We start from the raw sequence: 26180 nt of genomic DNA on the forward strand, positions 1-26180 counted from the left end.
CGGAGTATTAGGCGCGAATTAGATGGCGTTTAGAATAAATCGAACTTCGAGGGATATGCCCAAGGTGTGTGATCTACGCACCAATGGCGTCTAGATAATTTGTAATCGTTCTAAACGAGGAGCGGCGGCTAGCCTGCGCCAAACGATTGGTCACTGGACAAGCGCTGCAATGCGCGTAGGCGCCGCAGTCACCGACACCTGGGATAAGGGAATATCGGGATGCCTCCGATGTTGTCTGACTGACTGGCTTTCCGAATGTCCCGCAGGCACGAGATTGAATGATGCGCGTTCTACTGATCGAAGACGATGCCATGTTCGGCAAGGCGCTGGTGCGCGGCCTGAGCGAGAATGGCATGAGCGTCGACTGGGCGCGCAATGGCCGCGATGGCTTCGCCGCGATGGACCGGTCGGAATATGCGGTCGCTCTGATCGACATTGGCCTGCCCAAGATGTCCGGCCTGGACGTGCTCAAGGCGAAAAGAAAAGCAGGCATGACCACGCCGGCCCTTATCATCACCGCGCGGGATGGCGTGTCCGATATGGTGGCGGGCCTCGATCTCGGCGCAGACGATTACATCGTCAAGCCGTTTGAACTGCCGGTACTGCTCGCGCGCATACGCGCAGTCACGCGCCGCGCCAATGGCCGCGTGGTATCGCTCATGACCTCCGCGGAGATCACGCTGGATCCATCGACGCAGGTGGCGACGTTCCGCGATATCAAGCATCTGCTGTCGGTGCGCGAATTTGCAGTGCTGCAGGCCTTGATGGAGCGGCCCGGGCAGATCCTGTCGCGCAGCCAGATCGAGAGCCGGATCTACGGTTGGGGCGAGGAAGTCCAGAGCAACGCAGTCGACGTGTTGATCCACGGACTGCGCAAGAAATTTGACAAGGATATTGTCCGCAATGTCCGCGGTGCGGGCTGGATGGTGACCAAGGAGGGCGCATGACGTCGTTGCGAAAGACCGTGATGACTTACGTCACGGGACTGCTGATCTTGGTCGGCGTTGCTGCGGCCGTCACGTCCTATTATTTCGTCAAATACGAGGTGAACAGCTTTCAGGACAACGCTCTTCACGAGGTTGCGCTTACGGCGGGCATGGTGTTCCGGCATGATATCGAGCCGCGGATCGATGCCGAGCTGGAAGACCAGTTGGTGATCCAGATCTGGGATCAGTCGAAACAGCCCATTCACCGTTCAGGCCCTTCGGTCGATATCCCGTTTCAGTCGGAACTCGGCTATGCCGACGTGACCGCGGGTGGAGAGCGCTGGCGCGTGTTCAGGTCGCGCGACGCGACGCATGCGATCCAGGTCGCGCAGCGCTGGAGTGCGCGCGAGGAAGTGGCCGCCTATGCGGCGGCGGGGGCGGCGGTGCCATTGATCGCCGCCATCCCGATTGCGTGGCTGATGATCTGGTGGGCCGTGAAACGTGTGTTGTCCGGGCTTGGAACACTATCGGCTGATATCGGCCAGCGAAGCGCAGATGCGAAGGGCGCGCTCAGCTTGACAGGCGTTCCGGTCGAAGTCGCTCCGCTGGTGGCAGCCATGAATTCGCTGATCGAGCGACATCAGACCGCGCTGGAGACACAGCGCCGCTTCGTGTCAGACGCGGCACATGAATTGCGGACGCCGCTCGCGGCGCTTCAGATCCAGATCGATAATCTGCGGGCACGGGAACTCAATGGGCCTGAGCGTGAAATCGCGCAGGATCTACTCGACGGGATTCGAAGAGCCTCTTATTCGGTCAACCAGTTGATGACCATGGTTCGCGCCGATGCCGGCATCGAAAGCGAAGCCGAAGTCGTCGATGCGGAGGCCTTCGTGCGGCTGGTGGTGTCCGGTTTCGTGTCCATCGCCGAGGCCAAGGGCGTCTCACTCGTGATCGAGCCGGGGACGCGTGATGAATTGAATGTTCGTGCCGCCGATCTCCGGCTGATTGTCTCGAACCTGCTCGACAATGCGGTGCGCTACACGCGCGCCGGCGGCGCGGTCAGCATCAAGGCTGAGCGCCAAGGCGCGGATTTCGTCATCGAGGTGATCGACAGCGGATGCGGAATACCGGAATCCGCCGTGCCGTATCTCTACGATCGCTTCTTCCGTGCGGCGCCGATGGATATCGATGGCACGGGGCTCGGATTGGCGATTGCCCGGACGGCGGCGGATCGTAACGGCTTCAGCCTCGATATCGCAAACCGCGACGATGCTCAGGGCGTCAGGGCTGCCGTCTCGATCCCACTCGGAGACGTGTCGAACGAAGTCAGGCAGTTCGAAGCCGCGTAATCGCGTTACGCGTCGTCACCTGGAGCGGCATCAGCGAGCGCACGCAATGTCTCGGGTTCGCGCAGCACGATGCGCTGCCGGCTGCTTTCGATCAGCCCGCGCTGTTCCCAGGTACTGAGCGTGCGGCTCACGGTGAAGACCGTGGCGCCGGTCATCTCAGCGATATCCTGACGACTCAACTGGAAATCGATCTCGATGCCTTGTGCTGTCTTGCGGCCTGATTGGTTCGCCAGTCGCAGCAGGGCGTGAGCAACGCGCTGCTCGACCTGCTGGGTCGATATCTCGACCACGCGCGTATGAGCCTCCTGCAACCGGCCACCGACGGTCTTGAGCGTATTGGCGGCGAGGGCGGGATAGTCGGCAACCAGCCGCGTCCAGATCGTGGTGGGCCACACCAGAACTACGCTGTCATCCACCGCCGTTGCGGTTGCCGGATAAGCCGTCAGTCCCATCGCCTGACCGATCCCGAAGATCTCGCCGGTCGCGACATAGCGCACGATCACCTGTTCGCCGGCGGGCGTCATCTTGGTCGCGCGGATATGGCCATGGAGCAGCAGATAGAACGAATGGACGTCCTCGCCCTGCTCGAAAATCACCTTGTTCTTCGCGACGCGGATCGAATGCGCCTCGCGCAGGATCGCCTCGCAGGCTGCGGTGCCGAGACTCTCGAACAGCGGCAGATGCGCGACCATGGAGCTGTCGACCGCCGACATGCGTTCTCCGTCAAATTCCCGTTCCGGCCACTTCTAGACCGTGATTGCGGGCGTCGATCAAGCGGAAGTTTGCGCTGGCGCAATGTCGAGGCCGGGCGGCAGGCCTAATTTGGCGCATCCGGCTGAAATGACCGGAGTTTACGGAGAAATACGATGCGCAAGGCTCTTATGCTTGCAACCGCCGCCGTCCTTTTCGCTCTGACAGGCGCCGCTGGCGCTGCGGAGGTCGAGGTCAAAATGCTCAACAAGGGCGCTGACGGGGCCGCCATGGTGTTCGAGCCCGCATTGGTCAATGTGCAGCCCGGCGATAGCGTGAAATTCGTGTCGACCGACAAGGCGCACAGCGTTGAATCGGTCAAAGGCATGCTACCCGCCGATGCGACGCCCTTCGTTGGCAAGATGAGCCAGGACCTCGTGGTGACCTTCGACAAGCCCGGCGTCTACGGCGTGAAATGCGCGCCACATTACGGCATGGGCATGGTGGGACTGGTGGTGGTCGGTGCGCCAACCAATGCGGCCGAAGCCAAGGCGGTGACCCATCCCGGCAAGGCCAAGACAGCGTTCGCAACGTTATTCGAGAAAGTCGCTGCGAACTAACACGCCCCAAACGGGAGAGTAACGATGACGCTTCTTCGTGTTCGTGCCATCGCCGATTGGCCGTTGCTCTCGGCCGGCTTCCGCCCCTTTTTCCTGCTCGGGGTGTGTTATGCCGGTCTGGCCATTCTGGTCTGGATGCCGGCCTTCCATGGCCGGCTGGCGCTGGCCACCGGTTTTGCGCCGCGCGACTGGCACATTCACGAGATGCTGTTCGGCTTCATGTCGGCCGTGGTCACCGGCTTCCTGTTCACGGCAATTCCGAACTGGACCGGCCGGTTGCCAATCCGCGGCTTGCCATTGCTCGGGCTGGTCGTCCTCTGGATCGCGGGACGGATTTGCCTGACGTTTTCGGCCTGTACCGGCTGGCTCGTGGCGATGCTGGTCGATGTGAGTTTCCTGACGCTGGTCGCTGCCGCTGCAACCCGCGAGATCGCGGCGGGCCGCAATTGGCGCAATCTGCCGGTGGTCGGCATCGTCGTCTTCCTGCTGGTGGGCAACATCGCCTTTCATGTCGAAGCTCATCTTGCCGGGGCCGCAGATATCAGCATCCGGATCGGCGTCGCGGTCGTGGTATTGCTGATCTCGCTGATCGGCGGGCGGATCATTCCGAGCTTCACCCGCAACTGGCTGGTGCGTGAGAATCCCGGTCGGCTTCCAGTGCCGTTCGCACGTTTCGACATGGTTGTCATTGCCGTCAGCGCCGCCGCGCTGCTGCTGTGGATCGTGCGGCCCTTTGGCGAATTAACGGGAGTGGCTCTCGCGCTGGTCGGCTTGCTGCACATCATGCGTCTTACGCGCTGGGCCGGCGATCGCACCTCGCGCGAGGGCCTGCTGCTGATCCTGCATATTGGTTACGCTTTCGTGCCGCTGGGTTTTCTGCTGAATGCCGCAGCGGCAGCAGGATGGGTCGCGTCCAGCGCCGGCCTGCATGCATGGATGGCGGGCGCGGCCGGCGTCATGACGCTGGCTGTCATGAGCCGGGCAACACTGGGGCATACTGGCCAGGCACTGCACGCCTCACGCACCACGCTGATGATCTATGCTGCCGTCATCGTGGCGGCACTGGCGCGGATCGGCGCCGTGATCGAGCCCGCTTACAGTCCGCCGCTGCTCCATGTTGCAGCATTGACGTGGGTCGCGGCCTTTATCGGCTTCGCCGTCTCATTCGGTCCGCTGCTGATCGGCTATCGCAAGCCACGCCGTTCCGACGCGGCGGTGGCGCTCAGTCGCTAAATCGGTGAAGGCCGCTCAGGCTTTCATTGCTGCATTCGAAAATGCCACCTCGATCAGCGTGCCCGAGCTCGGCGCGGTCTTGATCTGGAAGCGAGCGTTGTTGGCCTCGACGAGGGCCTTGGTCAGCGACAGGCTGACACCCGAGCTCTCCGAAGAATCAGCCGGCGTCGCACTCCGGAACGGCTCCATCGCGGCGGCGAGTTCGTTGTCGTTGAGGCCGTGACCGGTGTCGCGGACGCGCAGTACGATCTCACCGAAGTCCGACAATGCGGTGGAGACGATCACCTGACCGCCGGCATTGGCGAGATGGATCGAGTTGCCGATCAGATTCAGCGTGATCTGCCGCAGCGCACGGGCGTCGGCAACGACGGTCGGCAGCAGATGCGCCAGCGAGGTACGGATGATGATGCGGCCGCGATTGGCCTGCGGCTGCATCACCGCGACGCATTGCTCCACCATCTCGTTGAGGTTCTGCGTGGTGAAAGCGAGGTCGATCTTGCCGGTCTCGATGCGTGACAGATCGAGCAGATCGTTGACGATCGCGATGACGCGTTCACCCGAGGCGCGAATGTCTTTCATGTATTCGACATAGCGCTCGTTGCCGAGTGGGCCGAAGCGCTGGTCGACCATCACTTCCGCGAAGCCGATGATGGCATTCAGCGGTGTACGGACCTCGTGGCTGATCCGCGCCAGCACATCCGCCTTGGCTGTTGCCGCACGATCGGCCTGGCGGCGTGCATTCAGCAGTTCGGTTTCCGTCTTCTTCGTCTGCGTCAGGTCGCGGAACACGGCAAAGAAGTTCGGTCCATCCGTGCGCGTGCGGCCGATGGTCATCGACAGCGACACGAGGCCGCCGGCGCGCACCTGGCCCAGGGCCTCACGGCCATGATCCATCAGGCTGGCCACGCCGGATTCCTTGACGCTTGCGAGATAGTCCTGCACCACGCGGCGGCTTTCTGCAGCAAACAGGTCGGTCAGATTCCGCTGCGTCAGTAATTCGCCGCTATAGCCGAACAGTGCCTCGGCGCTGCGGTTGCAGGAATTGATGTTGCCTTCGGCGTCGAACATGATGACGCCTTCGGCCGTGGTATCGAGGATCGTGGCCAGATCTTCGGCATCGATATGGCCCGCGGGCAATGGCGCGTCCGCAACGGGCGCAGCGATCGTAACAGGGGCGGCGACAGGCTCTGCCTTGGGCGGAGCGAAAATCAGCGCATGCGCCGGTTCGTTGTCCCATGAAATCGTGTACAGGCGCGCTTCGGCAGGCACTGTGTTGCCGGACTGGTCACCGCCCGAAATGGTGACGGCGGTGCCGTCATCCGAGGTACTGGCCGCAGACGAAACATCAGCTCCGACATAGAGCGCATCGAGGCCACCTGCTTCTTCCAGTGCGTTCAGGCTTGGATAGTTCATCCGGGCGAGGAAGGCGGGATTGGCGAATAGCAGGCGATCGAGGCGATAGATCAGGACGCCGACCGGCATCAGGTCGAGCAGCACCTTGTCGCGCATCATCTCGCCGCGTGGTGCAGCCGGTGGCGTTGTCAGCCAGGCAGCCTGTGACACCGCCTCAGTTGGCTGAGACAAGGTCTGGGCAGCCGTCGGTGCATCGTCCGTCTCGCTGTCCGCTTCCGGTGTGTTCGTGCTCGTGATCAGTCCCGTTTCCGACTCAAGCCGCGCCGACAATTGCCGCGCAAGCTCGTTGAAGGCGCTGTTCTCGACAGGCGTCAGTGCCGGCGATCTGGGATCGCCTGGTCGAAATGGCACGACGTTCTCGGGTGGTTGCACGGTGCTGTCCGGTGTGATTGGCGGTGGTGTCTGTTCTGGTATCGGGTTGGTGTTGAGGGCAATCGGTTCATCGAGACTGTCGCCGACAGGGCCGGCCTGCGCGACATCGGCGGATAATGGTCGGGGCGGTGGATCGCCGATGTGATCATGTCGACGTTGCTCGGCGAGCCGCGTCATTCCATCGAGATCGCGGCAAACACCGAAACCGCGATAGCCGGTGAAATTGCGCTCGCGATCGAACAGCGGCAGGCCAGAGAGTTCGACAGGCAGGCGGCCACCGCCATCCACCGGCCAGAGCAGCGTGATGCCACTCCATGTCTGCTGCGTGGCCATCGCCTTGACGACGTGGCTGTCCGGATCGAGGTTGAATTCGGCTGTCAGATCGTTCCACTTGTGGCCAAAGCTTGCCGCTGTGCGCGGGCCGATCAGGTGGATGAACTCGTCAGAGTTCAGTGTGAAGCGCTTCTCCGCATCGATCTGCCATACGAAACGGAGCGGCGTCGTGCGCGGCTCGATCTCTGGCAGTGCAACGGATGTAGGTTGGTCGGCAACGGCTTCGACAGCGGGCGACTGCGCATCAGTCTCAGCCGGTGCGTCGGCATGTGCGATGGTTTCGGCGATCACCTCTTCGAGATGTACGTCGCGATCGATCTCGGCTTTTTCCGGCTCGATCGGAGCGTCGATGTCGATGGCGTTTTCGCTCGGGTCTTTTGCCCCGGTGGTCTCATCGAATTCGACGAAGAGGTCGCTCGGCTCTGCAAGGGCGCTCTGTGGTTCAACGCTGGCTTCCGGCTCTGCCGGAGCCTCGAGTTCTTCTTCGCTCGGTGCCGGATGCACAGCGCCCGGCGCGATCAGCGCCACCAGTCCGACATCGGCGCCGCTGCCCACGCGCTGCAGTACCATGCGGCCAAAACCGATAGGCGTTTCGATACGGCCGTCCTTTAGCGCGCCGTCGCGCGCATGATCGAGGCCGGCATCGGAGAGATTGCGAAAACCGAGCAGCGCCCGAGCCATTTCGTTGGCGCCGACGAACAGGCCGTCGCGTGCAAAGGCGGCGATCGGGGTGTCGATTCCCTCGACGAGATTTTGCAGCCGTTCGACCAGCGGCATGCCGCGGCCACCGAGCGGTTCCGCTGCGACAACGAGAATGCCGCTGCCGCCATCGGGAAATTCAAGCTGCGAGCAGGCGCAGGTCATCAAACTGCCCAACGCCGCGCCGAAGCCGCGCAGGCGCTCCAGCCGCATTGCGCCACTGGCCGGCAGCCGTGAGCCGAGCTGGGCTATCTGGCGGCGATGGATATCGGCGGGCCCGAAAGTCCTGGCAAACAGGTCAGCTGCATTACGGGCGCCGAACAGTCGCGCGCCGACCGGATTGGCCCACAGCACACGGGAGCCGTCGCGCGACCACAGCCAGACCGGCTGGTTGCTGGTGGCGTGTACGGCCAGCCGTGCATCGCCAACGCCCCGCAACTGAAAATCCGCATTGTTCATCGGCACTTCATGACTGACTCGTTGGGCGCCCGTCCGGTATCCGCGTCACAGATTGCGGGCCAAACGATGACATCCTTAATAATTCGTTAGTATCGCCCGCGCGGACGCGCAGGTCCACGTCCCCCGCCCATTCCAGCAGGCCAAAGCAGCAATAACGTTAATCCGCTCCGAGGGTTCGGCATTCTGCCGAACGGAGGGGCTGGGCCATGCGTTGGCAGTTGCAAAACAAAAACAAAGGTCCACGATGGGATCGGACGAGGACGGGACGCCGCGTCACATCGGCGATGCCAAGCTCGGCTAGATTGCAGTGGGCGACACGGGAGACGGGGCCGTGGATGGCTTCGTCAATGCAAAATGGAGCGGGACATGACCGACCAATTCGAAATTCCGAAGGAAATGCGCGCAATGGCCGAAGCCAGCTTCGACCAGGCCAAGCAGGCATTCGAGAAGTTTCTGGCCAGCGCCCAGAGCACGGCGTCGTCGATCGAAAACCGCGGTGAGACCGTGCGCGCCGGCGCCAAGGATGTCAGCACCAAGGCGATCGCCTATGCCGAGAAGAACGTCGCCGCGTCGCTGGATTATGCCCAGCAATTGCTGCACGCCAAGGATCTCGGCGACGTCATGCGGCTCCACAGCGAATACGTGCAGTCGCAGATGAAGTCGTTGGCAGAGCAGGCCAGCGAAATGGGCCAGATCATGAGCCGCGCTGCCATGGACGCCGCCAAGCCCAAGAGCTGACCGACCCCCGCGCTCTCCGTTCTGCAATCAATGGTTGATATTGAGCGAGTTCCATGACGTGGGCGCGCATTCGATCCGGGTCTCATGCGATTCTGCGGTGCAATATTCTGTTGCGCCGCACAATTCCGACATGATATTGCGGTAACCACAATGACGCATCGCTGATGGCGATGCCGCTCTGTTTCCCGCCAGCTGATGAAAGGCACCGGTGCCTTCCGCAGCCTCCACGGGTTTATTGATTTCACCCCCCACCACGAAGGATGCACGCTATGGCCGAATCGACCGATCCGTTCTCATCTTCCGTTATCCCGTTCCAGGTGCCGGAGCAGGTCCGCGCATTCGCCGAAAAGGGCGTTTCGCAGGCGCGCGAGGGTTATGCCAAGTTCAAGGACGCTGCCGAGACCCATAACAGCACGGTTGAAGCTGTGTTCGGCACGGCCACCAAGGGCGCTGCCGAATATTCGGCCAAGCTGCTCGACATTGCCAAGACCAACACCAATGCGGGTTTCGACTTCGCCCAGTCGCTGATCGGCGTGAAGTCGCCGTCGCAGGCGATGGAGCTGTGGACCGCTTTTGCGCGCAGCCAGGTTGAAACCTTCACGGGTCAGACCAAACAGCTGGCCGAACTCGGCCAGAAGATCGCCACCGAGACCGCCGAACCGATCAAGACCGGCGCTTCGAAGCTGTTCCAGCCGGCCGCCTGAGCCGATCGCACCGCCAAATAATCGAAAGCCCGGGCCGCAAGCCCGGGCTTTTGTTTGCGCCAAAAATCATCATCGCGGCCTTGCCAAAGTGATGCGTTGCACCTAGTTTCCCGCCTGTTCGGGACCCCCTGATTTTGGGGCCGGTCAGGATGCAGTTGTAGCTCAGTTGGTTAGAGCGCCTGTTTGTGGAGCAGGAGGTCGGTGGTTCGAGACCACCCAACTGTACCATACAAATCAATCATTTAGCCGATTCGAACCTAGCTGTTGCTTTGCGCTGCGGCAATGTCTGACCGCTTGGGTCGGGCCGGTAATGCCGGCGCGCCGGTCAGATCATTCAGCGTGCCCACGATCTGGCTCGGGGCTGTAGGGTTTCAGCACAAACAGCCTGCCTTCGGGCAACTCGACGTCGTAAATGCCCGCGTGTTCCGCCAAGCCGGTCGTGGAACTCGATTGCCATCGTTCCGTTGGCTTCCCAACGACAGGGAGGCAATCATGATCGACGCTGATATCAGCAATACCGCTATTGCGATGATGTGCGACATCGCGCGCGCCTCTGGGCCCGATCTCAATGCCGAAAAACGTGCCGTGCTTGACGGGCTGATTGCTCAAGGGCTTGTCGAGGTAATCGATCAAGCCAAGCCGGCAGCGGGGCCGAAATTTAGGATCACGTTGAAAGGGCAGCAACTCCTTGACGAGCGCGGCGTTGGCGTCAATGAGGCCTGATGCGGGTTTCTGCGTTGCTGTTACTTGCCTTTGCAGAGGACGTCGCTGACCCCGCCGAGAACCGCCTTGGTCCAGATTGCATAGCCGGCATCATTCAGATGAACGCCGTCGGTTGTGTATTTCGCCGGCATGGACGGGATGGTGATAAGGCTCGCGCCAGCATCGCCGGCGATGGTTGGCAGCAACGCGTTGTAGCTGTCGATCGCCTGATCGTTGATGCGCGCACTATCGGATTTGCCGGCTTCAACAGGTGTCACCGTCGCGATGGCCATTCGTGGAGCCGTGGATTTTAGCGTCGCGAGCAAAGCGAGATAGTTGGTCCTGTATGAGTCCGCCTTCACAGGGACCGCAGCATCGTTGAGTCCGAGGGAGACGACGACCATGGCGGCCTGCTTCCCGCCAAGTGCTTTTGTCAGCATGGCATCGAGACCGCTCGATGTCGTCGATCCGTCGATTCCGGCATTGACGATGGGCCGACCGCAGACGGCACGGGGGAAGGCTGCGCGTTTGACGATACTGTCGCCGAGGATGATGACGGGATCATCGACCTGTTTCAATGCTGCCCTGATCAGAAGTGGGCGCGGCGGCGTCGCGTCATTTCCTTTGGGCCATGCCGCCCAGCCGCACAATCCCACGAAGCCGATAATGCCAATACGGGTCCAGTTCATGATCGTGGACCGCCCGCGCAGGTTCGGAGTATCGCTTTTGTCTCACTGTTCATCTTGGACCGTCTCTCGCACGAGGTCGCGACGGGGCAACGGCGCCGCGATGTTCGGGAGAAACTACAGGGCTGGCGCGAAGGCAAGCCCGATCCCCGTCACGTCCACCTTGCCAAGCTGGCAATCGTCTCCGACACTCCCACGATAACGTGCAACCAGGGGGGACTAATGTCGGTACGTCCAGGGATTTTGAGCGGGTCGCTTGCCATGTCACTCATGATCGGCGCGTCGTTCTTGGCGACGCCGTCGCAAGCCTATACCGACGATCAGCAACAGCTCTGCACCGGCGATGCCTTTCGGCTCTGCAGTGCAGCCATTCCTGATGTGGATCGCGTGACGGCCTGCATGATCCAGAAGCGGGCGCAATTGAGCCCGGGCTGCGCGCAATTCTTTCGGGCAACGCCGGTCAGCGCGCGCAAACCCACGGTCAAGTCGCGAAGGGCGAAAAAACCGACTCGTCCGAGCTGATCAGGCTTCGCTCTCACGTGAACCGACGTTTAGTCAGCGTGCAGAACGGCGTGATCTCGCCGAGTCGCTGCACCCTGACGCCATCGATCGTGGCAAAAAAGTGAACCCGTGACAAACTGACACGTTGGGTATCACGACACGAAACAACATCTCCAGACCACGAGGAACGTCATTTTGAGCAGCGAAACCAATATCGACTACAAGGCCGAGCTCAATCGGCATTTGGCCTGGTTCGAAACCAAACTTCCGCCCAGACCGGCGCGATTTGTAGGTTGGTTGCGCAAGCCCTCATCGAAGCTCGTGCGATTCCCGCTTGGCATTTTGCTGATTATCGGCGGGATTTTCAGCATTCTTCCTGTGCTCGGCCTCTGGATGTTGCCGCTCGGACTCATCCTCATCGCGCAGGATATTCCGCCGCTGGAAAAACCGGTGGCGCAGTTTCTCGGTTGGCTTGAGCGAAAGTGGATCGAACGTCAGCGCGCGAAGGGCATTGCTATCGAAGGCCCGGACTCAACTCGTTCCAACGGCGCTGATAGCAAGGTTTGAGCGTCTGACTTGATACCAGAGTGCGACAAAGTGGCGACAAGCGTACTACACCTGACTCATTTCGGGCCTGTTGCGCCGCACTGTGTGACTCAAAAACCAACATTCCAAACAAATCAGGCACATATCCTTGAATTACGCGTAAATATGACTTTAACGAATCAGCAGACTGATTCATTTTCGCCTCCTGGGGTCAATCTGGAGGCCAACATATGAACGTCATAGTTTTCGCATCGCGTAAAGGCGGCTCGGGGAAGAGTACCCTGGCTGCACATCTTGCTGCTCAAGTTCATAAATCAACGAAGCCTTGCTTGCTCATCGACGCGGATCCGCAGGGTTCGTTGACGCTGTGGCACAAGCTGCGGGGAACAAATGAACCGCCGCTGAAGATCGCAAATCGCAGCGTGACCGAAATGGTTGCCGCCGCGAAGCGTGACGGTTTCGAATGGGTGTTCATCGACACGCCGCCGAATACATCGGCTGTGGTCGACGATGCCATCAAGAACGCAACCATGGTGATCATTCCAGCGCGTCCCGGCGTGTTCGACGTCGATGCCGTGCAGGCGACGATCCAGTCCTGCCGTTCGGCCCGCAAGCCCTATGCGGTTGTCATCAATGGTGCGCCGGCACGCCGTGACGATTCCGAAAGCCGTATCGTGACGATCGCCCGCGAAGCGCTCGCCAAGTTCAAGGCTCCGGTGTGGTCGGGTCAGATCACCAACCGTGCAGATCTCCTGCTCGCGCTTGGCAACGGCGAAGGCGCCCGCGAATATCAGGCAGAAGGTCGCGCAGCCAGCGAGATCGGGAAGCTGTGGGCGGCGATCGAACGTTCGATCAAGGCTATTCGCGGCAACGGATCGGCGACCGGCGCGATGCACAAGCAGGCGGCCTGATAGCCGTTCTGCTCTTTTGACCCCAGAAAAAGCGCGCGAGACCTTCGCGCGTTTTTTGTCGTTGGTATGACCGCGACGGTGGGGTGTTCACGCCTATGCTGAAATGGCGATATCTCCGGCGGGTGAAGTCACCCCTTGGGTGACTTCACGGAAGTTGTCTATGTCAGCCGGACGGCCGAGCAGATAGCCCTGCGCCTCGTCGCATTTCTCGTCGCGCAGGAATGCGAATTCCGCTTCGGTTTCCACGCCTTCGGCGAGCACCGGTAGCCCAAGCCCGCGGCCGAGGCCGAGGACGGCGCGCACGATTGCTGCTGCCTGGCTGTTGGTGTTCACCGACCTGATGAATGATCCGTCGATCTTGATCTTGTCGAAAGGGAATGCGCGCAGGTTCGACAGCGACGAGTAGCCGGTGCCGAAATCATCCATGGCGATGTGAACGCCGAGCGCCTTGATCCGGCGGAGTGTCAGCAATGCGCGATCGAAGTCGCGGATCAGCGCAGTCTCGGTGATCTCCAGTTCGAGCCGATGCGGGGGCAGGCCGGTTTCCAGCAAGACCTCATGGACGGTTGCGACAAAGCTATCGTGGTGGATCTGAACCGCCGAGACATTGACCGCGATGGTCAACGGATGCTTCCACGTCGCCGCTTCACGGCAGGCGGCGCGCAGCACCCATTCGCCGATGCCGAGAATGGCGCCGGTGTCTTCCGCAATCGGAATGAAGATGTCGGGGCGAATATTGCCGCGGACGGGATGGTTCCAGCGCAGCAGTGCCTCGAAGCCGATCACACGGCCCGACTCCATGGTGCCCTGGGGCTGATAGACCACTTTCAGCTGATTGGCATCGATGGCGTTGCGCAGATCGTGTTCGAGCAGCCGGCGGTCGCGCACGGCTTCCCCCATTGCAGGTTCGAAGAAGCGCCATGTCGCGCGGCCTTCGGATTTGGCGCGGTAGAGCGCGGTGTCGGCGCAAGCGAGCAACGTGTCGCGATCACTGGAGTCGTCGGGGCAGAGTGCGATACCGACACTGGCGGTGACGCTGCCGAGTTCGAAGGTGGCATCCTTGCTCCGGAACGCTTCCAGTATCCTGTCGGCGAACTGACTCGCAGCTGCGGGCGAGGTCAGGTTCGGCAAGAGAATGGCGAACTCGTCGCCGCCAAGACGCGCCATCATCTCGCCTTCGCCAAGCAGGGCGGTGATGCGTGCCGTTACGCTCTTGAGGACCTTGTCGCCGGCGGCGTGGCCGAACAGGTCATTGACCTGCTTGAACTGATCGAGATCCAAAGCGAGTACGGCGAGCGGGCGGTCCTTGGATAGTGTCGCAATCTCCTGATCGATTCGATCATGGAACGTGCCGCGATTGGGTAGTCCGGTCAGGGAGTCGTAGTGGGCGAGATAGCGGATGTGCTGTTCGGCCTGCTTGCGTTCGCGGAGGTCACGTACGGCGATGACCTGATGCGGCTTCCCCGCAAAGTCGATTCCACGCAGGATCAATTCAACTGGGATCGTCTGGCCGTTGCGCTGTCGCAGATTCGCTTCCACCGATTTGTCAGGCTGGCTCATGATCTGAGTCCGCGTATCGCCATCGGGGAAGCAGTCTTGCAGACGCCCGCCAATCAGCAATTCAGCGGACGATCCCGCCAGCGCGGCGAAGGACGTGTTGACCGTGACGATCGTGTCGTCGTCGCACACCAGCAAGCCTTCGACGGCAGCATTGGCGAGTCCGCGCATGCGGTCGGCTTCGAGATCGGAGCGGCGGTGATCACGGATATCCAGCACGATGCCGGCCAGCGCCAGGCCAATGATGGCGAAGCTGATCAATGAGACGCCAAGTGCGAGCCATCCGGCGGGGATGGTCAGCGGCGAGACGGCGATGGTCGGATCCGGGGTGATCGTGACCGCGCTCATCGCCGTGAAATGATGACTGCAGATCGCGAGCGTTAGCAGCAGCGCGCCGCTGATCTTCCAGCGCAGGGTGGTGCCATGCAACCCTACCGGAAGCGCGATCGCACCGAGCACGGCTCCCAATACGATCGAGACGATGACGAGCGTCATATCCCAGTCGATGCGCGCCTGAAGTTCGAAGGCGGCCATGCCGGTGTAATGCATCGCCGCGATGCCGCCCGCGACAACGGCGCCGCCGATCCAGAGGCCGGCACGAAAATTCGGGATCAACGATACGGCGAGGCCGGCGCCGGTCAGCAGCAGCGCGGCGATCAGCGAGACGACCGTAAGTACGATATTGTAGCCGCTCGGCATCCCCGGCGAGAATGCCAGCATCGCTACGAAATGCGTGGCCCAGATGCCGAAGCCCGTGGAGATCGCGGATACCGCGAGCCAGACGAGGCGCATCTGGCCTGTGGCGCTTCGCGCATGACGGAGCAGGTTGATCGCAGCGAGGGACGCGATCGCGCAGATGATGGCCGCGAGTCCGACGAGCCTGAAATCATGGGCATTGGCGATGCAGTTATAGATCGTAAGCATGTACAGATACCGCGAGCGGGATTACCGCAATTGCGCGGGACGTTAGATATAAGTACGTAAAGACACGTAAATACCGGCGATCGGCGCTATTAGATCGCCTCGTGCGCTATCGCTGCGCATGCTTATCCAGTCGTAAATTTTGCGGATATTCGCCGGCCCTTGATGACCTAAAGGTGTGGTCGCATTTCAGCGCCACCCTCACCGGGCAAAAACCGTAACGACTGATCAACCGTCTTCTAACATCGTGCCCGCACGTCGCATTCGCGTCACCGGTCGACGCGGCTGACCACGTCCATCAACTCGGCAATCTTGCGGCGTTGATCGGCCTTGTCGCCTGACGAGATCGCGTGCTCAACGCAATGAGCGACATGGTCGCGCAGGATCTCTTCCTCGACGCGTCGCAACGCTGCGCGGGCCGCGGCGATCTGCGTAACCACATCGATGCAATAGCGGTCGGCCTCGACCATGCCGGCCAAGCCGCGGACCTGGCCTTCGATCCGTTTGAGGCGTTTTAAACAGGACGTCTTGATCTCGCTGCGCATGAGGTCCATATACCCCCATAGGGTATATGTTTCAAGAGGCGAGGTCACGGTGGCAGAGACAACTCACACGCATACGGGGCACGATGCCCATGCCGGTCACATGCATGGCGCATGCTGTTCGCATGGTCACCATCACGCCGAGGCTGCGCCGACCAAAGTGCTCGATCCGGTCTGCGGCATGACCGTCGATCCCGCGACCGCCAAGAACCGCCTGATCTATCAGGGCCATGAGTATTTCTTCTGCAGCGCGCGCTGTCGCGAGCGTTTCAACGCCGATCCCGAAAGTTTCCTGATGCCGAAGGAGCCCGCGCCGCCCGCGCCAGCCGGCACTATCTATACCTGCCCGATGCACCCGGAGATCCGTCAGGAAGGACCCGGGAGCTGTCCGATCTGCGGCATGGCGCTGGAGCCGGAGCAGGTCTCGCTCGACGACAAGCCCGATCCTGAACTGATCGACATGACCCGGCGCTTCTGGATCGCGCTGGCACTGACATTGCCCGTGTTCGTGCTGGAGATGGGCGCGCATCTCGGCCTGATGCAGCTGGTATCGCAGACCACATCGAACTGGATCTCACTCGTGCTGGCGACGCCCGTGGTGCTGTGGGCCGGCGCGCCGTTCTTCGAACGCGGATGGCGCTCGGTGGTGACGCGCAATCTCAACATGTTCACGCTGATTGCCATGGGTACCGGTGTAGCGTGGGTCTACAGCGTTGTGGCTACCTTCGCGCCTGGTTTGTTTCCCGACGCGTTCCGCGACCATCACGGTGCTGTGGCGGTCTATTTCGAAGCCGCTGCGGTGATCACCGTGCTCGTGCTGCTCGGACAAGTGCTCGAGCTGCGTGCACGCAATCAGACGTCAGGTGCGATCCGCGCGCTGCTCGGTCTCGCACCGAAGACAGCGCGGCGCATTGGCAAGGACGGTGATGAGGACGTCGCCCTCGACGCCATTGCCATCGGCGATTTGTTGCGGGTGAGGCCGGGCGAGAAAATTCCCGTCGATGGCGTTGTTACCGAGGGGCGTTCGTCGGTGGATGAATCCATGGTGACCGGCGAGTCCATGCCGGTGAGCAAGGCCGAAGGCGCGCGCGTCATCGGCGGCACCGTCAACCAGAGCGGCGGCCTCGTGCTGCGGGCCGACAAGATCGGCCGCGATACGATGTTGTCGCGGATCGTCGACATGGTCGCGAAGGCACAGCGCTCGCGCGCACCGATCCAGCGTCTCGCGGATCGTGTCGCCGGCTGGTTCGTGCCGGCAGTGCTGGCCGCGGCGGTGATTGCATTCATCGCCTGGGCGACATTCGGCCCGGAGCCGCGGCTCTCGTTTGCGCTTGTTGCTGCGGTCACCGTGTTGATCATCGCGTGCCCCTGTGCGCTCGGTCTGGCAACGCCCATGTCGATCATGGTCGGCGTCGGTCGCGGCGCCCATGCCGGCATTCTGGTGCGTGACGCGCAGGCGCTGGAACGCCTGGAAAGCATCGACACCATTGTGATCGACAAAACCGGCACGCTGACGGAAGGCAAGCCGAAACTGGTGAGCATCACGCCGGCGGAGGGATTCAACGAAAGTGAGATTCTGCAACTTGCTGCAAGTATCGAACGTTCCAGCGAGCATCCGTTGGCGCAAGCCATCGTCAATGAAGCAAAGCAACGCAATGTGGTGCTGAGCGATGCCAGTGACTTCGCCTCACCGTCCGGCAAAGGCGCGTCGGGTGTGGTCAATGGCAAGCGCGTGGCGCTGGGCAATGCGATGCTGATGGACGAATTGAAAGTGGATACGACGCGCACCGACGGCGTTGCCGAGCTGGCGCGGCAGAACGGTGCGACTGCCATCTTCGTTGCCATCGATGGCAGCGTCGCCGGTGTGATGGCGATTGCCGATCCCGTAAAGCCATCGGCGCAGGACGCCTTGAAGAAGCTGCGCGCCGACGGCCTGCGGATCGTCATGCTCACCGGCGACAATGCGACGACGGCTAAAGCCGTGGCAAAGACACTGGGTATCGATGAGGTCGAGGCGGGTGTGTTGCCGGAGCGCAAGAGTGACGTGGTCACACGTCTGCGCGGCGAAGGCCGCCGGGTCGCCATGGTTGGCGATGGCGTCAACGATGCGCCGGCGCTGGCTGCTGCGGATGTCGGCATCGCCATGGGCACGGGGACCGATGTGGCGATCGAGAGTGCTGGCGTGACACTGCTGACCGGCGATCTGATGGGGCTGGTGCGCGCGCGCGAACTATCAAAGGCCGTGATGAGCAATATCCGTCAGAATCTGATTTTCGCCTTCATCTACAATGCGGCCGGCGTGCCGATTGCGGCCGGTGTGCTGTATCCGATCTTCGGCATCCTGCTGTCGCCGATGCTCGGCGCTGCAGCGATGGCGCTGTCCTCGGTGAGCGTGATCGGGAATGCGCTTCGGCTGGCGAAAGTGAAGCTGGACTGACAGTTCGCGGGCGCAAAAAAAAGCCGGACTCAAACGAGTCCGGCTCTGAGGTATTGGCCTCGAGAGGCCGACACAATCACCTTCCAAGAGGGATTACTGAGACTTCGCACCACTGGAGGAGGGGGACAAATGCGCAGCGCAAAATCTCAGCGTCTGAGAAGTATGATCCCTGAAGGTGGCATGCAGCAACGCATCACTTGGCATGTCTGACATGCTGGGAAGCGTGGGCATATCTGCCCTGAAATATTGCGGGTTAGGACGGCCAGCGCTGCGCCTTGCTGACGATGAAGTCGCGGAACACCTGCACACGGGCGACCGTCTTCAACTCTTCGGGATAGACAAAATAAGTGTCGAGTTGAATCGAGTCCGACTCGCTGAAGAGCTGAACGAGACGATCGTTTTCTTCGACCAGGTAGTCCGGCAATGCTGCAATGCCCAAGCCCTGCTGGCAGGCGCGCATCAGGCCCAGAATATTGTTGACCTTGAAGTAGGGTTCGCGCGGGCCGGAGCCGTTGCGCCCGGCATCGATCAGCCAGCTGCGGTTTTGCAGGTGCGGGGACACCTGGGCGTCGCTGAGCATGATGATGCGGTGCCCGTCGAGTTCGTCGAGGGTGCGCGGGGTGCCGAAATGCTTGATATATTCCGGCGAGCAATAAGCGTGGAATCCCATGGCGAACAGCTTGCGCTGGATCAGGTCCGGCTGGGTTGGCTTGCGGGTGCGGATGGCCACATCGGCCTCGCGCATCGACAGGTCGAGTTCCTCATCGGTGACGATCAGCGAAATGCGGATTTCCGGATAGAGCGCGGTGAACTCGCCAAGGCGCGGGATCAGCCAGTTGATGCCGACGCCCGGGGTTGTGGTGACCTTGAGGTCGCCGCTCGGCCGCTCGCGGCTGTCGGTCAGCTTTGCGCGGGCCGCCTGGAGCTGCATGAACACGTCATGGGCGGTGCGGAACAGCAGGTCGCCCTGTTCGGTGAGGATCAGGCCGCGGGCGTGGCGGTGGAACAGCGAGACCGCCAGTTCCTGCTCAAGCGCGCTCACCTGTCGTGAGACTGCCGATTGCGACAGGCCCAGTTGCTCGCCTGCATGCGTGAAGCTCCCCGCTTCCGCCGCCGCGTGAAACACCTTCAGCTTGTCCCAGTCCATATCTGTAAATCCGTCGCGGGTTCGTTTGATCATCATTCGGCCGCTGCGCGGTCATGAGCATGCGCGGCAAGATAGCGTTCGGCTTCGAGGGCGGCCATGCAGCCCATGCCGGCGGCGGTGACCGCCTGCCGATAGGTTTCGTCCGCCACGTCGCCGGCGGCGAACACGCCGGGCATCGAGGTTGCGGTGGAATTCGGAGCTACTTCGACATAGCCCGAGGGCTTCAGCTTGATCTGGCCCTTGATGAGTTCGGTCGCGGGCGCGTGGCCGATGGCAATGAAGACGCCGTCAGCTGACACCTGAGTGATGGCGCCGGTCTTGACGTTCTTCAGGCGCACATGGGTGACCTTGGCCGGGCCTTCGGTGCCGCAGATCTCGTCGAGCGCCGAGTCCCAGACCACCTTGATCTTCGGGTGCTTGAACAGTCGCTCCTGCAGGATGCGCTCGGCGCGGAAATGGTCGCGGCGATGCACGATGGTGACCTGCGAGGCGAAATTGGTCAGGAACAAAGCTTCCTCGACGGCCGTGTTGCCGCCGCCGACCACGATCACTTCCTTGTTGCGATAGAAGAATCCGTCGCAGGTGGCACAGGCGGATACGCCGCCGCCCTGGAATTTCTCTTCCGACGGGATACCGAGCCAGCGCGCCTGTGCGCCGGTGGCCAGGATCACGGTTTCGGCGAGATAGACATCGCCGCTGTCGCAGGTCAGGCGGAACGGACGCTGGTTCAGATCCATGTCACTGACCAGATCGGTGACAATCTTGGTACCGACGTGTTGAGCCTGCTTCTCCATCTGCTCCATCAGCCAAGGGCCCTGAATGACGTCGGCGAAGCCCGGATAGTTTTCGACATCCGTGGTGATGGTGAGCTGACCGCCGGGCTGGATCCCCTGGATCAGGACGGGCTCGAGCATCGCGCGTGCGGCGTAGATAGCGGCAGTGTAGCCAGCCGGGCCTGAGCCGATGATGACGACTTTGGCATGGATGGGGGCGGCCATGGTCGAGTCCCTTTCTGAAGGGAAATTGGTCATTGCTGAGGCGAAATGTGCCGGCGAACACGTCGCTGCGGCGTCGAAAGTCTTGTCTGCTAGTGTAGAATATCTGGCGAGCCATGCAAGAATTGCAATTCGTCCCGGCAATTTTTCCCCCGGAGACACTTAATTTCTGCGATGCACGCGCAATAAAATTGCGCAAGTTGCGGCTCCTGCGCTAAGAGAGTTCAAACGGTTTGTTTGAATACCAGCCAGGATCCGCGCCGCGTGCCGAAAAGCCTAGACGACATCGACCTCAAAATTCTCAGCGAAATCCAGGCCGACGGCCGAATCACCAATGTGGAACTCGCCAAGCGCGTTGGCATCTCGCCGCCGCCCTGCCTGCGCCGGGTCCGGACCCTGGAAGAGGCTGGCTATATCCAGGGCTACCGCGGGTTGCTGGATCCCCGATTGCTCGGTTTCGACGTTACCGTGTTTGCCTCGGTCCACCTGTCGAGTCAGGCCGATGCCGATCTCAAGGCGTTCGAGGATTTCGTCCGCAAGGAGCCATTGGTGCGGGAGTGCTGGATGCTATCGGGCGAGATCGATTTCATCCTGAAATGCGTGGCGCCCGACATGGCGACCTTCCAGGATTTCGTCGGCCATCTCACGGCCGCACCGCATGTCCGCAACGTCCGCACGTCCTTGGTCTTGCAGAACTCGAAATACGCTGCCGCGGTGCCGCTTGAGCTGAGGGCCGCGGATTAGCAGTACTTTCTAAGAGCGAAGGGCGCTGACCGTGAAGTCAGCGTCCTTTCTTTGTGTAGGATGGGTAGAGCGAAGCGAAACCCATCACCTGAATGTGTGCACCGATGGGTTTCGCGAAGACGCTCTACCCATCCTACCGTTCAATCAGTTCTTCTTGCGCAGTATCGCGTCGAGGCTGATCGGGCCTCCGCCTGACGTCGCAAGATAGAGGCATGAGAAGCAGAACAGGATGGCAGCGGTGCCGCCGTTCAGCAGCGGCAGGAAAACCGGATCCGCGCCTTTAAACATGTGGCCGAGGAAGTAAGCGAAAGCCATTTCACCGGCGAGGATGAACGCAACTGGGCGCGTGAACAGGCCGAGCAGCAGCAGCGCACCGCCGACGAGTTCAAGCGTTGCCGCGACCTGGATCAACGGCGGGATATTCGCGAAATAGGGCAGAACCGGAAATTTGAAGATCTTGGCGATGCCATACTGCAGCAGCAGCAGGCCGGTGATGAAGCGGAAAAGGCTTAGTGCAGCAGGCTGAAATTTAGCGAAGGCTTGGTCCATGTCATTAGTCCCCCTGTGATGACCATCGTTTCTAGCATTACTGCAATGCAAAATGCTGGTCACTCTCGTGTGAAAACACGTGAGCTGTGGAAGTATTCCAGAAGTTTTCGTGAGTAGCGATGGCTGGATACCGCAATCAGGGGACAATAAAAAAGCCGCGCATCATGCGCGGCTTTCTTGTTTCGCGTTGAGCGCTGTCGATCAGCGCCACTCGACCTTGGTGATCTCATAGGCCTTGGCCCCGCCGGGAGCGACGACTTCGACCGATGCGCCTTTGCTCTTGCCGATCAGCGCACGCGCCAGTGGCGAGGTAATCGAGATGCGACCTTTCTTGGCATCAGCCTCGGGCTCGCCGACGATCTGCCAGACCGCCTTCTTCTCGGTGTCCTCAGCGATCAGCGAAACGGTCGCGCCGAACTTGATGGTATCGCCGGACAGCTTCGAGATATCGATGATATCGGCGCGGGCGAGCTTGTCTTCGATATCGCTGATGCGGCCTTCATTATGCGACTGCTCTTCCTTGGCGGCGTGATACTCGGCATTTTCCGAGAGGTCACCATGGGAGCGCGCTTCGGCGATCTGCTCGATGATCCGCGGACGGTGCACCGACTGACGTTCCTTCAGCTCGACCTCCAGCGCAGCGTAGCCACCTGCTGTCATCGGGACCTTCTCAACCATTCTCTTCGTCCTCTAACGTCATGCGGAACGCGGCGGCGCGCGCATGAAACCATTCGTTCTGCAAGATGTCGGCTTGGCTGCGCTTGCAGCCAGTTCAGACGCCGGCTTCGAGTGCCGAAACAAAACAAAGACGCGACCGGTGAGTTCCGGTCGTGCCTTGCCTAGCTGATCTCGTCGGACCTGCAGTCCGCCCGAATTCAGGCTTCGGAAAAGTAACTCTGCAATGTGCGGACCTCAAGGTCCCCGCCCAGATAGGCCCGGACGCCCTGTGCAGCCGCCACGGCACCCGAAAGAGTGGTGTAATACGGTACTTTATGCAAGAGGGCAGCCCGCCGCAGCGAGCGGCTGTCGGCCAAGGCCTGCGGCCCGTCGGTGGTGTTCAGAACCAGCTGAATCTCGCCATTGGTGATGGCGTCGACGATGTGTGGCCGGCCTTCCAGCACCTTGTTGATCTTCTCGGCGGGGACGCCGTTGTCGACCAGGAAGCGCTGGGTCCCCGACGTCGCGAGCACCTTGAAGCCGTTCGACGAGAGCAGCTTCACGGCATCGAGAATGCGCGTCTTGTCGCTTTCGCGCACGGACACGAATACGGTGCCACTGCGCGGCACGCGGGTGCCGCCGCCGAGCTGGCTCTTGGCGAAGGCGATTTCGAACGAGCGGTCGATGCCCATCACTTCGCCGGTGGAGCGCATTTCCGGGCCGAGCACCGTATCGACGCCGGGGAAGCGCGCGAACGGGAAGACCGATTCCTTGACGCCGACATGGTCGAGCTTGCGCTTCTTCAGATTGAAGTCGGCGAGCTTCTCGCCGGCCATGATACGCGCGGCGATCTTGGCCACCGGCATGCCCATCACCTTGGCAACGAAAGGCACGGTGCGCGACGCGCGCGGATTGACTTCGAGCACGTAGATGTCGCGATCCTTGACCGCGAACTGCACGTTCATCAGTCCGACCACGTCGAGGCCGAGGGCCATGTCGCGGGTCTGGCGTTCGAGCTCGGCGATCATGTCGTCGTCGAGCGAATGCGGCGGCAGCGAGCAGGCCGAGTCGCCGGAGTGAATGCCAGCTTCCTCGATATGCTCCATGATGCCGACGATGAAGGTATCCTTGCCATCGCACAGGCAGTCGACGTCGACTTCGATGGCATCAGACAGATAGCGATCGAACAGCAGCGGATTGGTGCCGAGCACCGTATTGATCTGGCCGGTCTTGTCGTTCGGATAGCGCGCCTTGACGTCGCCAGGCACCAGCTCCGGCAGCGTGCCGAGCAGGTAATCGCCGAGCTGGCTTTCCTCGCGGATGATCTGCATCGCGCGGCCACCGAGCACATAGGACGGACGCACCACCAGCGGCAGGCCGAGATCGGCTGCGACGAGGCGGGCCTGTTCGACCGAATAGGCGATGCCGTTCTTCGGCTGCTTGAGCTTGAGCTTGTCGAGGATGCGCTTGAAGCGATCGCGATCTTCGGCAAGATCGATGGCATCCGGCGAGGTACCGAGGATCGGCACGTCGGCGGCTTCCAGCGCGCGTGCGAGCTTCAGCGGGGTCTGGCCGCCGAACTGCACGATCACACCGTGCAGCGTGCCGTTCTGACGTTCGGTGTCGATGATCTCAAGCACGTCTTCGGCAGTCAGTGGTTCGAAATACAGGCGATCCGCAGTGTCGTAGTCGGTCGACACGGTTTCCGGATTACAGTTGACCATGATGGTCTCGTAGCCGGCGTCGGCGAGCGCGAAGCAGGCGTGGCAGCAGCAATAGTCGAACTCGATGCCTTGGCCGATACGGTTCGGGCCGCCGCCAAGAATGATGACCTTGTTCTTGTCCGACGGCTGACTCTCGTCAGCGAAGGCGCCGGCGAAGGACGACTCATAGGTCGAATACATGTAAGCGGTCGGCGAGGCGAATTCAGCGGCGCAGGTGTCGATGCGCTTGAACACCGGTCGCACATCGAGCGAGCGGCGCAGTGCCTTGACGTCGGCCTCGGTCTTGCCGGCGAGCACGGCGAGGCGCGCGTCGGAGAAGCCCATGGCCTTCAGCGTCCGCATGCCGAAGGCGTTGGCGGGCAGGCCATTGGCCTTCACCTTGGCTTCCATCTCGACGATGCCGCGCATCTCGGCGAGGAACCACGGATCGATCTTGCAGGAGTTGAAGATCTCCTCATCGGTCCAGCCCAGACGCATGGCCTGGCCGACCTGCAACAGACGGTCCGGCGTCGGCGTGCCGAGTGCAGCACGGATGGCATTCTTGTCGTCGCCGCGGCCGAGATCCTCGATCTCGATTTCGTCGAGGCCGGTCAGGCCGGTTTCAAGTCCGCGCAGCGCCTTCTGCAAGCTTTCCTGGAATGTGCGGCCGATGGCCATCACTTCGCCGACCGACTTCATCGACGTCGTCAGCGTGCGCGATGCGCCCGGGAATTTCTCGAAGGCGAAACGGGGAATCTTGGTGACGACATAATCGATCGTCGGCTCGAACGACGCAGGCGTTGCGCCGCCGGTGATGTCGTTGGCGATTTCGTCGAGTGTGTAACCGACGGCAAGCTTTGCCGCGACCTTGGCGATCGGGAAACCGGTGGCCTTCGAGGCCAGCGCGGATGAGCGCGACACGCGCGGATTCATTTCGATCACGACCATGCGGCCGTCGGCAGGATTGACGCCGAACTGCACGTTGGAGCCGCCGGTCTCGACGCCGATCTCGCGCAGCACCGCCAGCGAGGCGTCGCGCATGATCTGGTATTCTTTATCGGTCAGCGTCAGCGCCGGCGCGACGGTGATGGAGTCACCGGTATGCACGCCCATCGGATCGAGGTTCTCGATCGAGCAGATGATGATGCAGTTGTCCTTCTTGTCGCGGACGACTTCCATCTCGTACTCTTTCCAGCCGAGCACTGACTCTTCGATCAGCACTTCGTTGGTCGGAGACGCGTCGAGGCCGCGCTCGATGATGTCGAGGAATTCTTCGCGGTTATAGGCAATGCCGCCGCCGGTGCCGCCCATGGTGAAGGACGGGCGGATGATCGCGGGCAAACCAATTTCAGACAGCGCCATCAGCGCCTGGCCGAGAGCGTGCTCCTGATAGCGCTTGCGGCGGTCGCCTTCATGCAGCACCCACTGCCGCTCGTGCTCGGCCAGCGCGTCGCCCGTCAGCTTGGCTTTTTCGGCCTGGTGCTGCTCGCGATACTGCTTCTTCAGCGCGGATGCATTGGCGAGCCGCGACTTCGGCGTCTCCAGGCCAATCTTCGTCATCGCCTCGCGAAACAGCTGGCGGTCTTCGGCCTTGTCGATCGCTTCGGCGGTGGCGCCGATCATCTCCACGTCGAACTTCTCCAGCGTGCCCTGCTGGCGCAGCGACAGAGCGCAGTTCAGCGCGGTCTGGCCGCCCATGGTCGGCAGCAGCGCAAAACCCTTGGAGCGGTCGCCGCGCTCTTTTTCGATGATCTTGGCGACGATCTCGGGTGTGATCGGCTCGATATAGGTAGCGTCCGCCAGTTCCGGGTCCGTCATGATCGTGGCCGGATTGGAATTGACCAGAACGATCCGGTAGCCCTCTTCCTTGAGCGTCTTGACGGCTTGCGTGCCCGAATAGTCGAACTCGCAGGCCTGGCCGATCACGATAGGACCGGCGCCGATGATCAGGATGGTGGATATGTCGGTGCGTTTTGGCATTTAAACTCGCGGTGGTGACAAATCGGCACAAAAAAAGGGCGCGCATACGCGCGTCCCTCGGGC

22 protein-coding genes and 1 tRNA gene are annotated in these 26180 nt (G+C 61.5%); 13 read left to right on the forward strand and 10 right to left on the reverse strand.

Features of this window, described 5'->3' with window-relative positions; genetic code table 11:
- Positions 1-281: 281 nt before the first annotated feature.
- Complete coding sequence (locus CHC01_RS19455; protein ID WP_089266246.1) at positions 282-947, forward strand: response regulator transcription factor; 666 nt, start codon at positions 282-284, stop codon at positions 945-947.
- Entirely contained in the window at positions 944-2278 is a 1335-nt protein-coding gene (locus tag CHC01_RS19460) for an ATP-binding protein (protein WP_089265905.1), read from the forward strand. Before CHC01_RS19455 ends, CHC01_RS19460 begins: the two co-directional genes overlap by 4 nt.
- Before the next feature lie 5 nt (positions 2279-2283).
- Here the strand turns inward: CHC01_RS19460 and CHC01_RS19465 are convergent, their stop codons facing one another.
- Positions 2284-2991, reverse strand: coding sequence for a Crp/Fnr family transcriptional regulator (locus CHC01_RS19465; protein WP_089265906.1), 708 nt, complete (start codon positions 2989-2991; stop codon positions 2284-2286).
- Positions 2992-3144: 153 nt separating this feature from the next.
- On the opposite strand from CHC01_RS19465, the gene CHC01_RS19470 reads away from it, so the two are divergent.
- Positions 3145-3588, forward strand: a complete 444-nt coding sequence (locus tag CHC01_RS19470) for a pseudoazurin (RefSeq protein ID WP_089265907.1) — start codon at positions 3145-3147, stop codon at positions 3586-3588.
- A gap of 24 nt (positions 3589-3612) precedes the next feature.
- Positions 3613-4821 carry an NnrS family protein gene (locus CHC01_RS19475; RefSeq protein WP_089265908.1) on the forward strand — a complete coding sequence of 403 codons (1209 nt, stop codon included), beginning with the start codon at positions 3613-3615 and terminating at the stop codon, positions 4819-4821.
- A 15-nt stretch (positions 4822-4836) separates the two neighbouring features.
- Here the strand turns inward: CHC01_RS19475 and CHC01_RS19480 are convergent, their stop codons facing one another.
- The gene (locus CHC01_RS19480; RefSeq protein WP_089265909.1) at positions 4837-8097 is read right to left on the reverse strand and encodes a PAS domain-containing protein; all 3261 of its coding nucleotides are present in this window, start codon (positions 8095-8097) and stop codon (positions 4837-4839) included.
- Positions 8098-8463: 366 nt separating this feature from the next.
- Between CHC01_RS19480 and CHC01_RS19485 the strand changes: the two genes are divergently transcribed.
- From CHC01_RS19485 to CHC01_RS19505, 4 genes are all read left to right on the forward strand, one after another.
- Positions 8464-8835 carry a phasin gene (locus CHC01_RS19485; protein ID WP_115033036.1) on the forward strand — a complete coding sequence of 124 codons (372 nt, stop codon included), beginning with the start codon at positions 8464-8466 and terminating at the stop codon, positions 8833-8835.
- Positions 8836-9104: 269 nt separating this feature from the next.
- Positions 9105-9539 carry a phasin gene (locus tag CHC01_RS19495; protein ID WP_068728746.1) on the forward strand — a complete coding sequence of 145 codons (435 nt, stop codon included), beginning with the start codon at positions 9105-9107 and terminating at the stop codon, positions 9537-9539.
- 151 nt (positions 9540-9690) lie between these two features.
- Positions 9691-9767 (forward strand) — tRNA-His (locus tag CHC01_RS19500).
- Between the two features lie 264 nt (positions 9768-10031).
- Positions 10032-10262: a hypothetical protein gene (locus tag CHC01_RS19505; RefSeq protein ID WP_089266247.1), complete on the forward strand. Its 231-nt coding sequence runs from the start codon at positions 10032-10034 to the stop codon at positions 10260-10262.
- A 20-nt stretch (positions 10263-10282) separates the two neighbouring features.
- Here the strand turns inward: CHC01_RS19505 and CHC01_RS19510 are convergent, their stop codons facing one another.
- Complete coding sequence (locus CHC01_RS19510) at positions 10283-10930, reverse strand: SGNH/GDSL hydrolase family protein (RefSeq protein WP_089265911.1); 648 nt, start codon at positions 10928-10930, stop codon at positions 10283-10285.
- 54 nt (positions 10931-10984) lie between these two features.
- Between CHC01_RS19510 and CHC01_RS33125 the strand changes: the two genes are divergently transcribed.
- From CHC01_RS33125 to CHC01_RS19525, 3 genes are all read left to right on the forward strand, one after another.
- Positions 10985-11449, forward strand: a complete 465-nt coding sequence (locus tag CHC01_RS33125) for a hypothetical protein (RefSeq protein ID WP_244558431.1) — start codon at positions 10985-10987, stop codon at positions 11447-11449.
- 174 nt (positions 11450-11623) lie between these two features.
- Complete coding sequence (locus CHC01_RS19520) at positions 11624-11995, forward strand: hypothetical protein (RefSeq protein ID WP_244558432.1); 372 nt, start codon at positions 11624-11626, stop codon at positions 11993-11995.
- Positions 11996-12204: 209 nt separating this feature from the next.
- The gene (locus CHC01_RS19525) at positions 12205-12885 is read left to right on the forward strand and encodes an AAA family ATPase (RefSeq protein ID WP_068728738.1); all 681 of its coding nucleotides are present in this window, start codon (positions 12205-12207) and stop codon (positions 12883-12885) included.
- Positions 12886-12978: 93 nt separating this feature from the next.
- On the opposite strand, the gene CHC01_RS19530 is transcribed toward CHC01_RS19525, so the two are convergent.
- Both CHC01_RS19530 and CHC01_RS19535 read right to left on the reverse strand, forming a co-directional pair.
- Positions 12979-15366: an EAL domain-containing protein gene (locus tag CHC01_RS19530; protein WP_089265913.1), complete on the reverse strand. Its 2388-nt coding sequence runs from the start codon at positions 15364-15366 to the stop codon at positions 12979-12981.
- 266 nt (positions 15367-15632) lie between these two features.
- Positions 15633-15908, reverse strand: a complete 276-nt coding sequence (locus tag CHC01_RS19535; protein WP_089266249.1) for a metal-sensitive transcriptional regulator — start codon at positions 15906-15908, stop codon at positions 15633-15635.
- A gap of 100 nt (positions 15909-16008) precedes the next feature.
- Between CHC01_RS19535 and CHC01_RS19540 the strand changes: the two genes are divergently transcribed.
- Positions 16009-18342, forward strand: a complete 2334-nt coding sequence (locus CHC01_RS19540) for a heavy metal translocating P-type ATPase (protein WP_089265914.1) — start codon at positions 16009-16011, stop codon at positions 18340-18342.
- Between the two features lie 253 nt (positions 18343-18595).
- Here CHC01_RS19540 and CHC01_RS19545 read toward each other — a convergent pair whose 3' ends face one another.
- A complete protein-coding gene (locus CHC01_RS19545) occupies positions 18596-19489 on the reverse strand; it encodes a LysR family transcriptional regulator (protein ID WP_089266250.1) in 894 nt (297 codons plus the stop codon).
- Between the two features lie 32 nt (positions 19490-19521).
- Entirely contained in the window at positions 19522-20487 is a 966-nt protein-coding gene (gene trxB, locus CHC01_RS19550; protein ID WP_089265915.1) for a thioredoxin-disulfide reductase, read from the reverse strand.
- 261 nt (positions 20488-20748) lie between these two features.
- On the opposite strand from trxB, the gene CHC01_RS19555 reads away from it, so the two are divergent.
- Entirely contained in the window at positions 20749-21228 is a 480-nt protein-coding gene (locus CHC01_RS19555) for an Lrp/AsnC family transcriptional regulator (protein WP_068730339.1), read from the forward strand.
- Positions 21229-21372: 144 nt separating this feature from the next.
- Here the strand turns inward: CHC01_RS19555 and CHC01_RS19560 are convergent, their stop codons facing one another.
- The 3 genes from CHC01_RS19560 to carB all read right to left on the reverse strand — a co-directional run bounded on the left by CHC01_RS19560 (position 21373) and on the right by carB (position 26117).
- Complete coding sequence (locus tag CHC01_RS19560; protein ID WP_089265916.1) at positions 21373-21777, reverse strand: DoxX family protein; 405 nt, start codon at positions 21775-21777, stop codon at positions 21373-21375.
- A gap of 201 nt (positions 21778-21978) precedes the next feature.
- Positions 21979-22455 (reverse strand): transcription elongation factor GreA, encoded by a 477-nt coding sequence (gene greA / locus CHC01_RS19565; protein WP_089265917.1) that lies wholly within the window; start codon positions 22453-22455, stop codon positions 21979-21981.
- 197 nt (positions 22456-22652) lie between these two features.
- Positions 22653-26117 (reverse strand): carbamoyl-phosphate synthase large subunit, encoded by a 3465-nt coding sequence (gene carB / locus CHC01_RS19570; RefSeq protein ID WP_089265918.1) that lies wholly within the window; start codon positions 26115-26117, stop codon positions 22653-22655.
- Positions 26118-26180: the final 63 nt, after the last annotated feature.

This window comes from Tardiphaga sp. OK246, from assembly GCF_900188215.1.
GTDB classification, from domain to species: domain Bacteria; phylum Pseudomonadota; class Alphaproteobacteria; order Rhizobiales; family Xanthobacteraceae; genus Tardiphaga; species Tardiphaga robiniae.

Excerpts from the sequence above, each read along its gene's own strand:
- CHC01_RS19455 (WP_089266246.1), top strand. The coding sequence starts at position 282 with ATGCGCGTTCTACTGATCGAAGACGATGCCATGTTCGGCAAGGCGCTG.
- CHC01_RS19460 (WP_089265905.1), top strand. The coding sequence starts at position 944 with ATGACGTCGTTGCGAAAGACCGTGATGACTTACGTCACGGGACTGCTG.
- CHC01_RS19465 (WP_089265906.1), bottom strand. The coding sequence starts at position 2,991 with ATGTCGGCGGTCGACAGCTCCATGGTCGCGCATCTGCCGCTGTTCGAG.
- CHC01_RS19470 (WP_089265907.1), top strand. The coding sequence starts at position 3,145 with ATGCGCAAGGCTCTTATGCTTGCAACCGCCGCCGTCCTTTTCGCTCTG.
- CHC01_RS19475 (WP_089265908.1), top strand. The coding sequence starts at position 3,613 with ATGACGCTTCTTCGTGTTCGTGCCATCGCCGATTGGCCGTTGCTCTCG.
- CHC01_RS19480 (WP_089265909.1), bottom strand. The coding sequence starts at position 8,097 with ATGAACAATGCGGATTTTCAGTTGCGGGGCGTTGGCGATGCACGGCTG.
- CHC01_RS19485 (WP_115033036.1), top strand. The coding sequence starts at position 8,464 with ATGACCGACCAATTCGAAATTCCGAAGGAAATGCGCGCAATGGCCGAA.
- CHC01_RS19495 (WP_068728746.1), top strand. The coding sequence starts at position 9,105 with ATGGCCGAATCGACCGATCCGTTCTCATCTTCCGTTATCCCGTTCCAG.
- CHC01_RS19505 (WP_089266247.1), top strand. The coding sequence starts at position 10,032 with ATGATCGACGCTGATATCAGCAATACCGCTATTGCGATGATGTGCGAC.
- CHC01_RS19510 (WP_089265911.1), bottom strand. The coding sequence starts at position 10,930 with ATGAACTGGACCCGTATTGGCATTATCGGCTTCGTGGGATTGTGCGGC.
- CHC01_RS19525 (WP_068728738.1), top strand. The coding sequence starts at position 12,205 with ATGAACGTCATAGTTTTCGCATCGCGTAAAGGCGGCTCGGGGAAGAGT.
- CHC01_RS19530 (WP_089265913.1), bottom strand. The coding sequence starts at position 15,366 with ATGCTTACGATCTATAACTGCATCGCCAATGCCCATGATTTCAGGCTC.
- CHC01_RS19535 (WP_089266249.1), bottom strand. The coding sequence starts at position 15,908 with ATGCGCAGCGAGATCAAGACGTCCTGTTTAAAACGCCTCAAACGGATC.
- CHC01_RS19540 (WP_089265914.1), top strand. The coding sequence starts at position 16,009 with ATGCATGGCGCATGCTGTTCGCATGGTCACCATCACGCCGAGGCTGCG.
- CHC01_RS19545 (WP_089266250.1), bottom strand. The coding sequence starts at position 19,489 with ATGGACTGGGACAAGCTGAAGGTGTTTCACGCGGCGGCGGAAGCGGGG.
- trxB (WP_089265915.1), bottom strand. The coding sequence starts at position 20,487 with ATGGCCGCCCCCATCCATGCCAAAGTCGTCATCATCGGCTCAGGCCCG.
- CHC01_RS19560 (WP_089265916.1), bottom strand. The coding sequence starts at position 21,777 with ATGGACCAAGCCTTCGCTAAATTTCAGCCTGCTGCACTAAGCCTTTTC.
- greA (WP_089265917.1), bottom strand. The coding sequence starts at position 22,455 with ATGGTTGAGAAGGTCCCGATGACAGCAGGTGGCTACGCTGCGCTGGAG.
- carB (WP_089265918.1), bottom strand. The coding sequence starts at position 26,117 with ATGCCAAAACGCACCGACATATCCACCATCCTGATCATCGGCGCCGGT.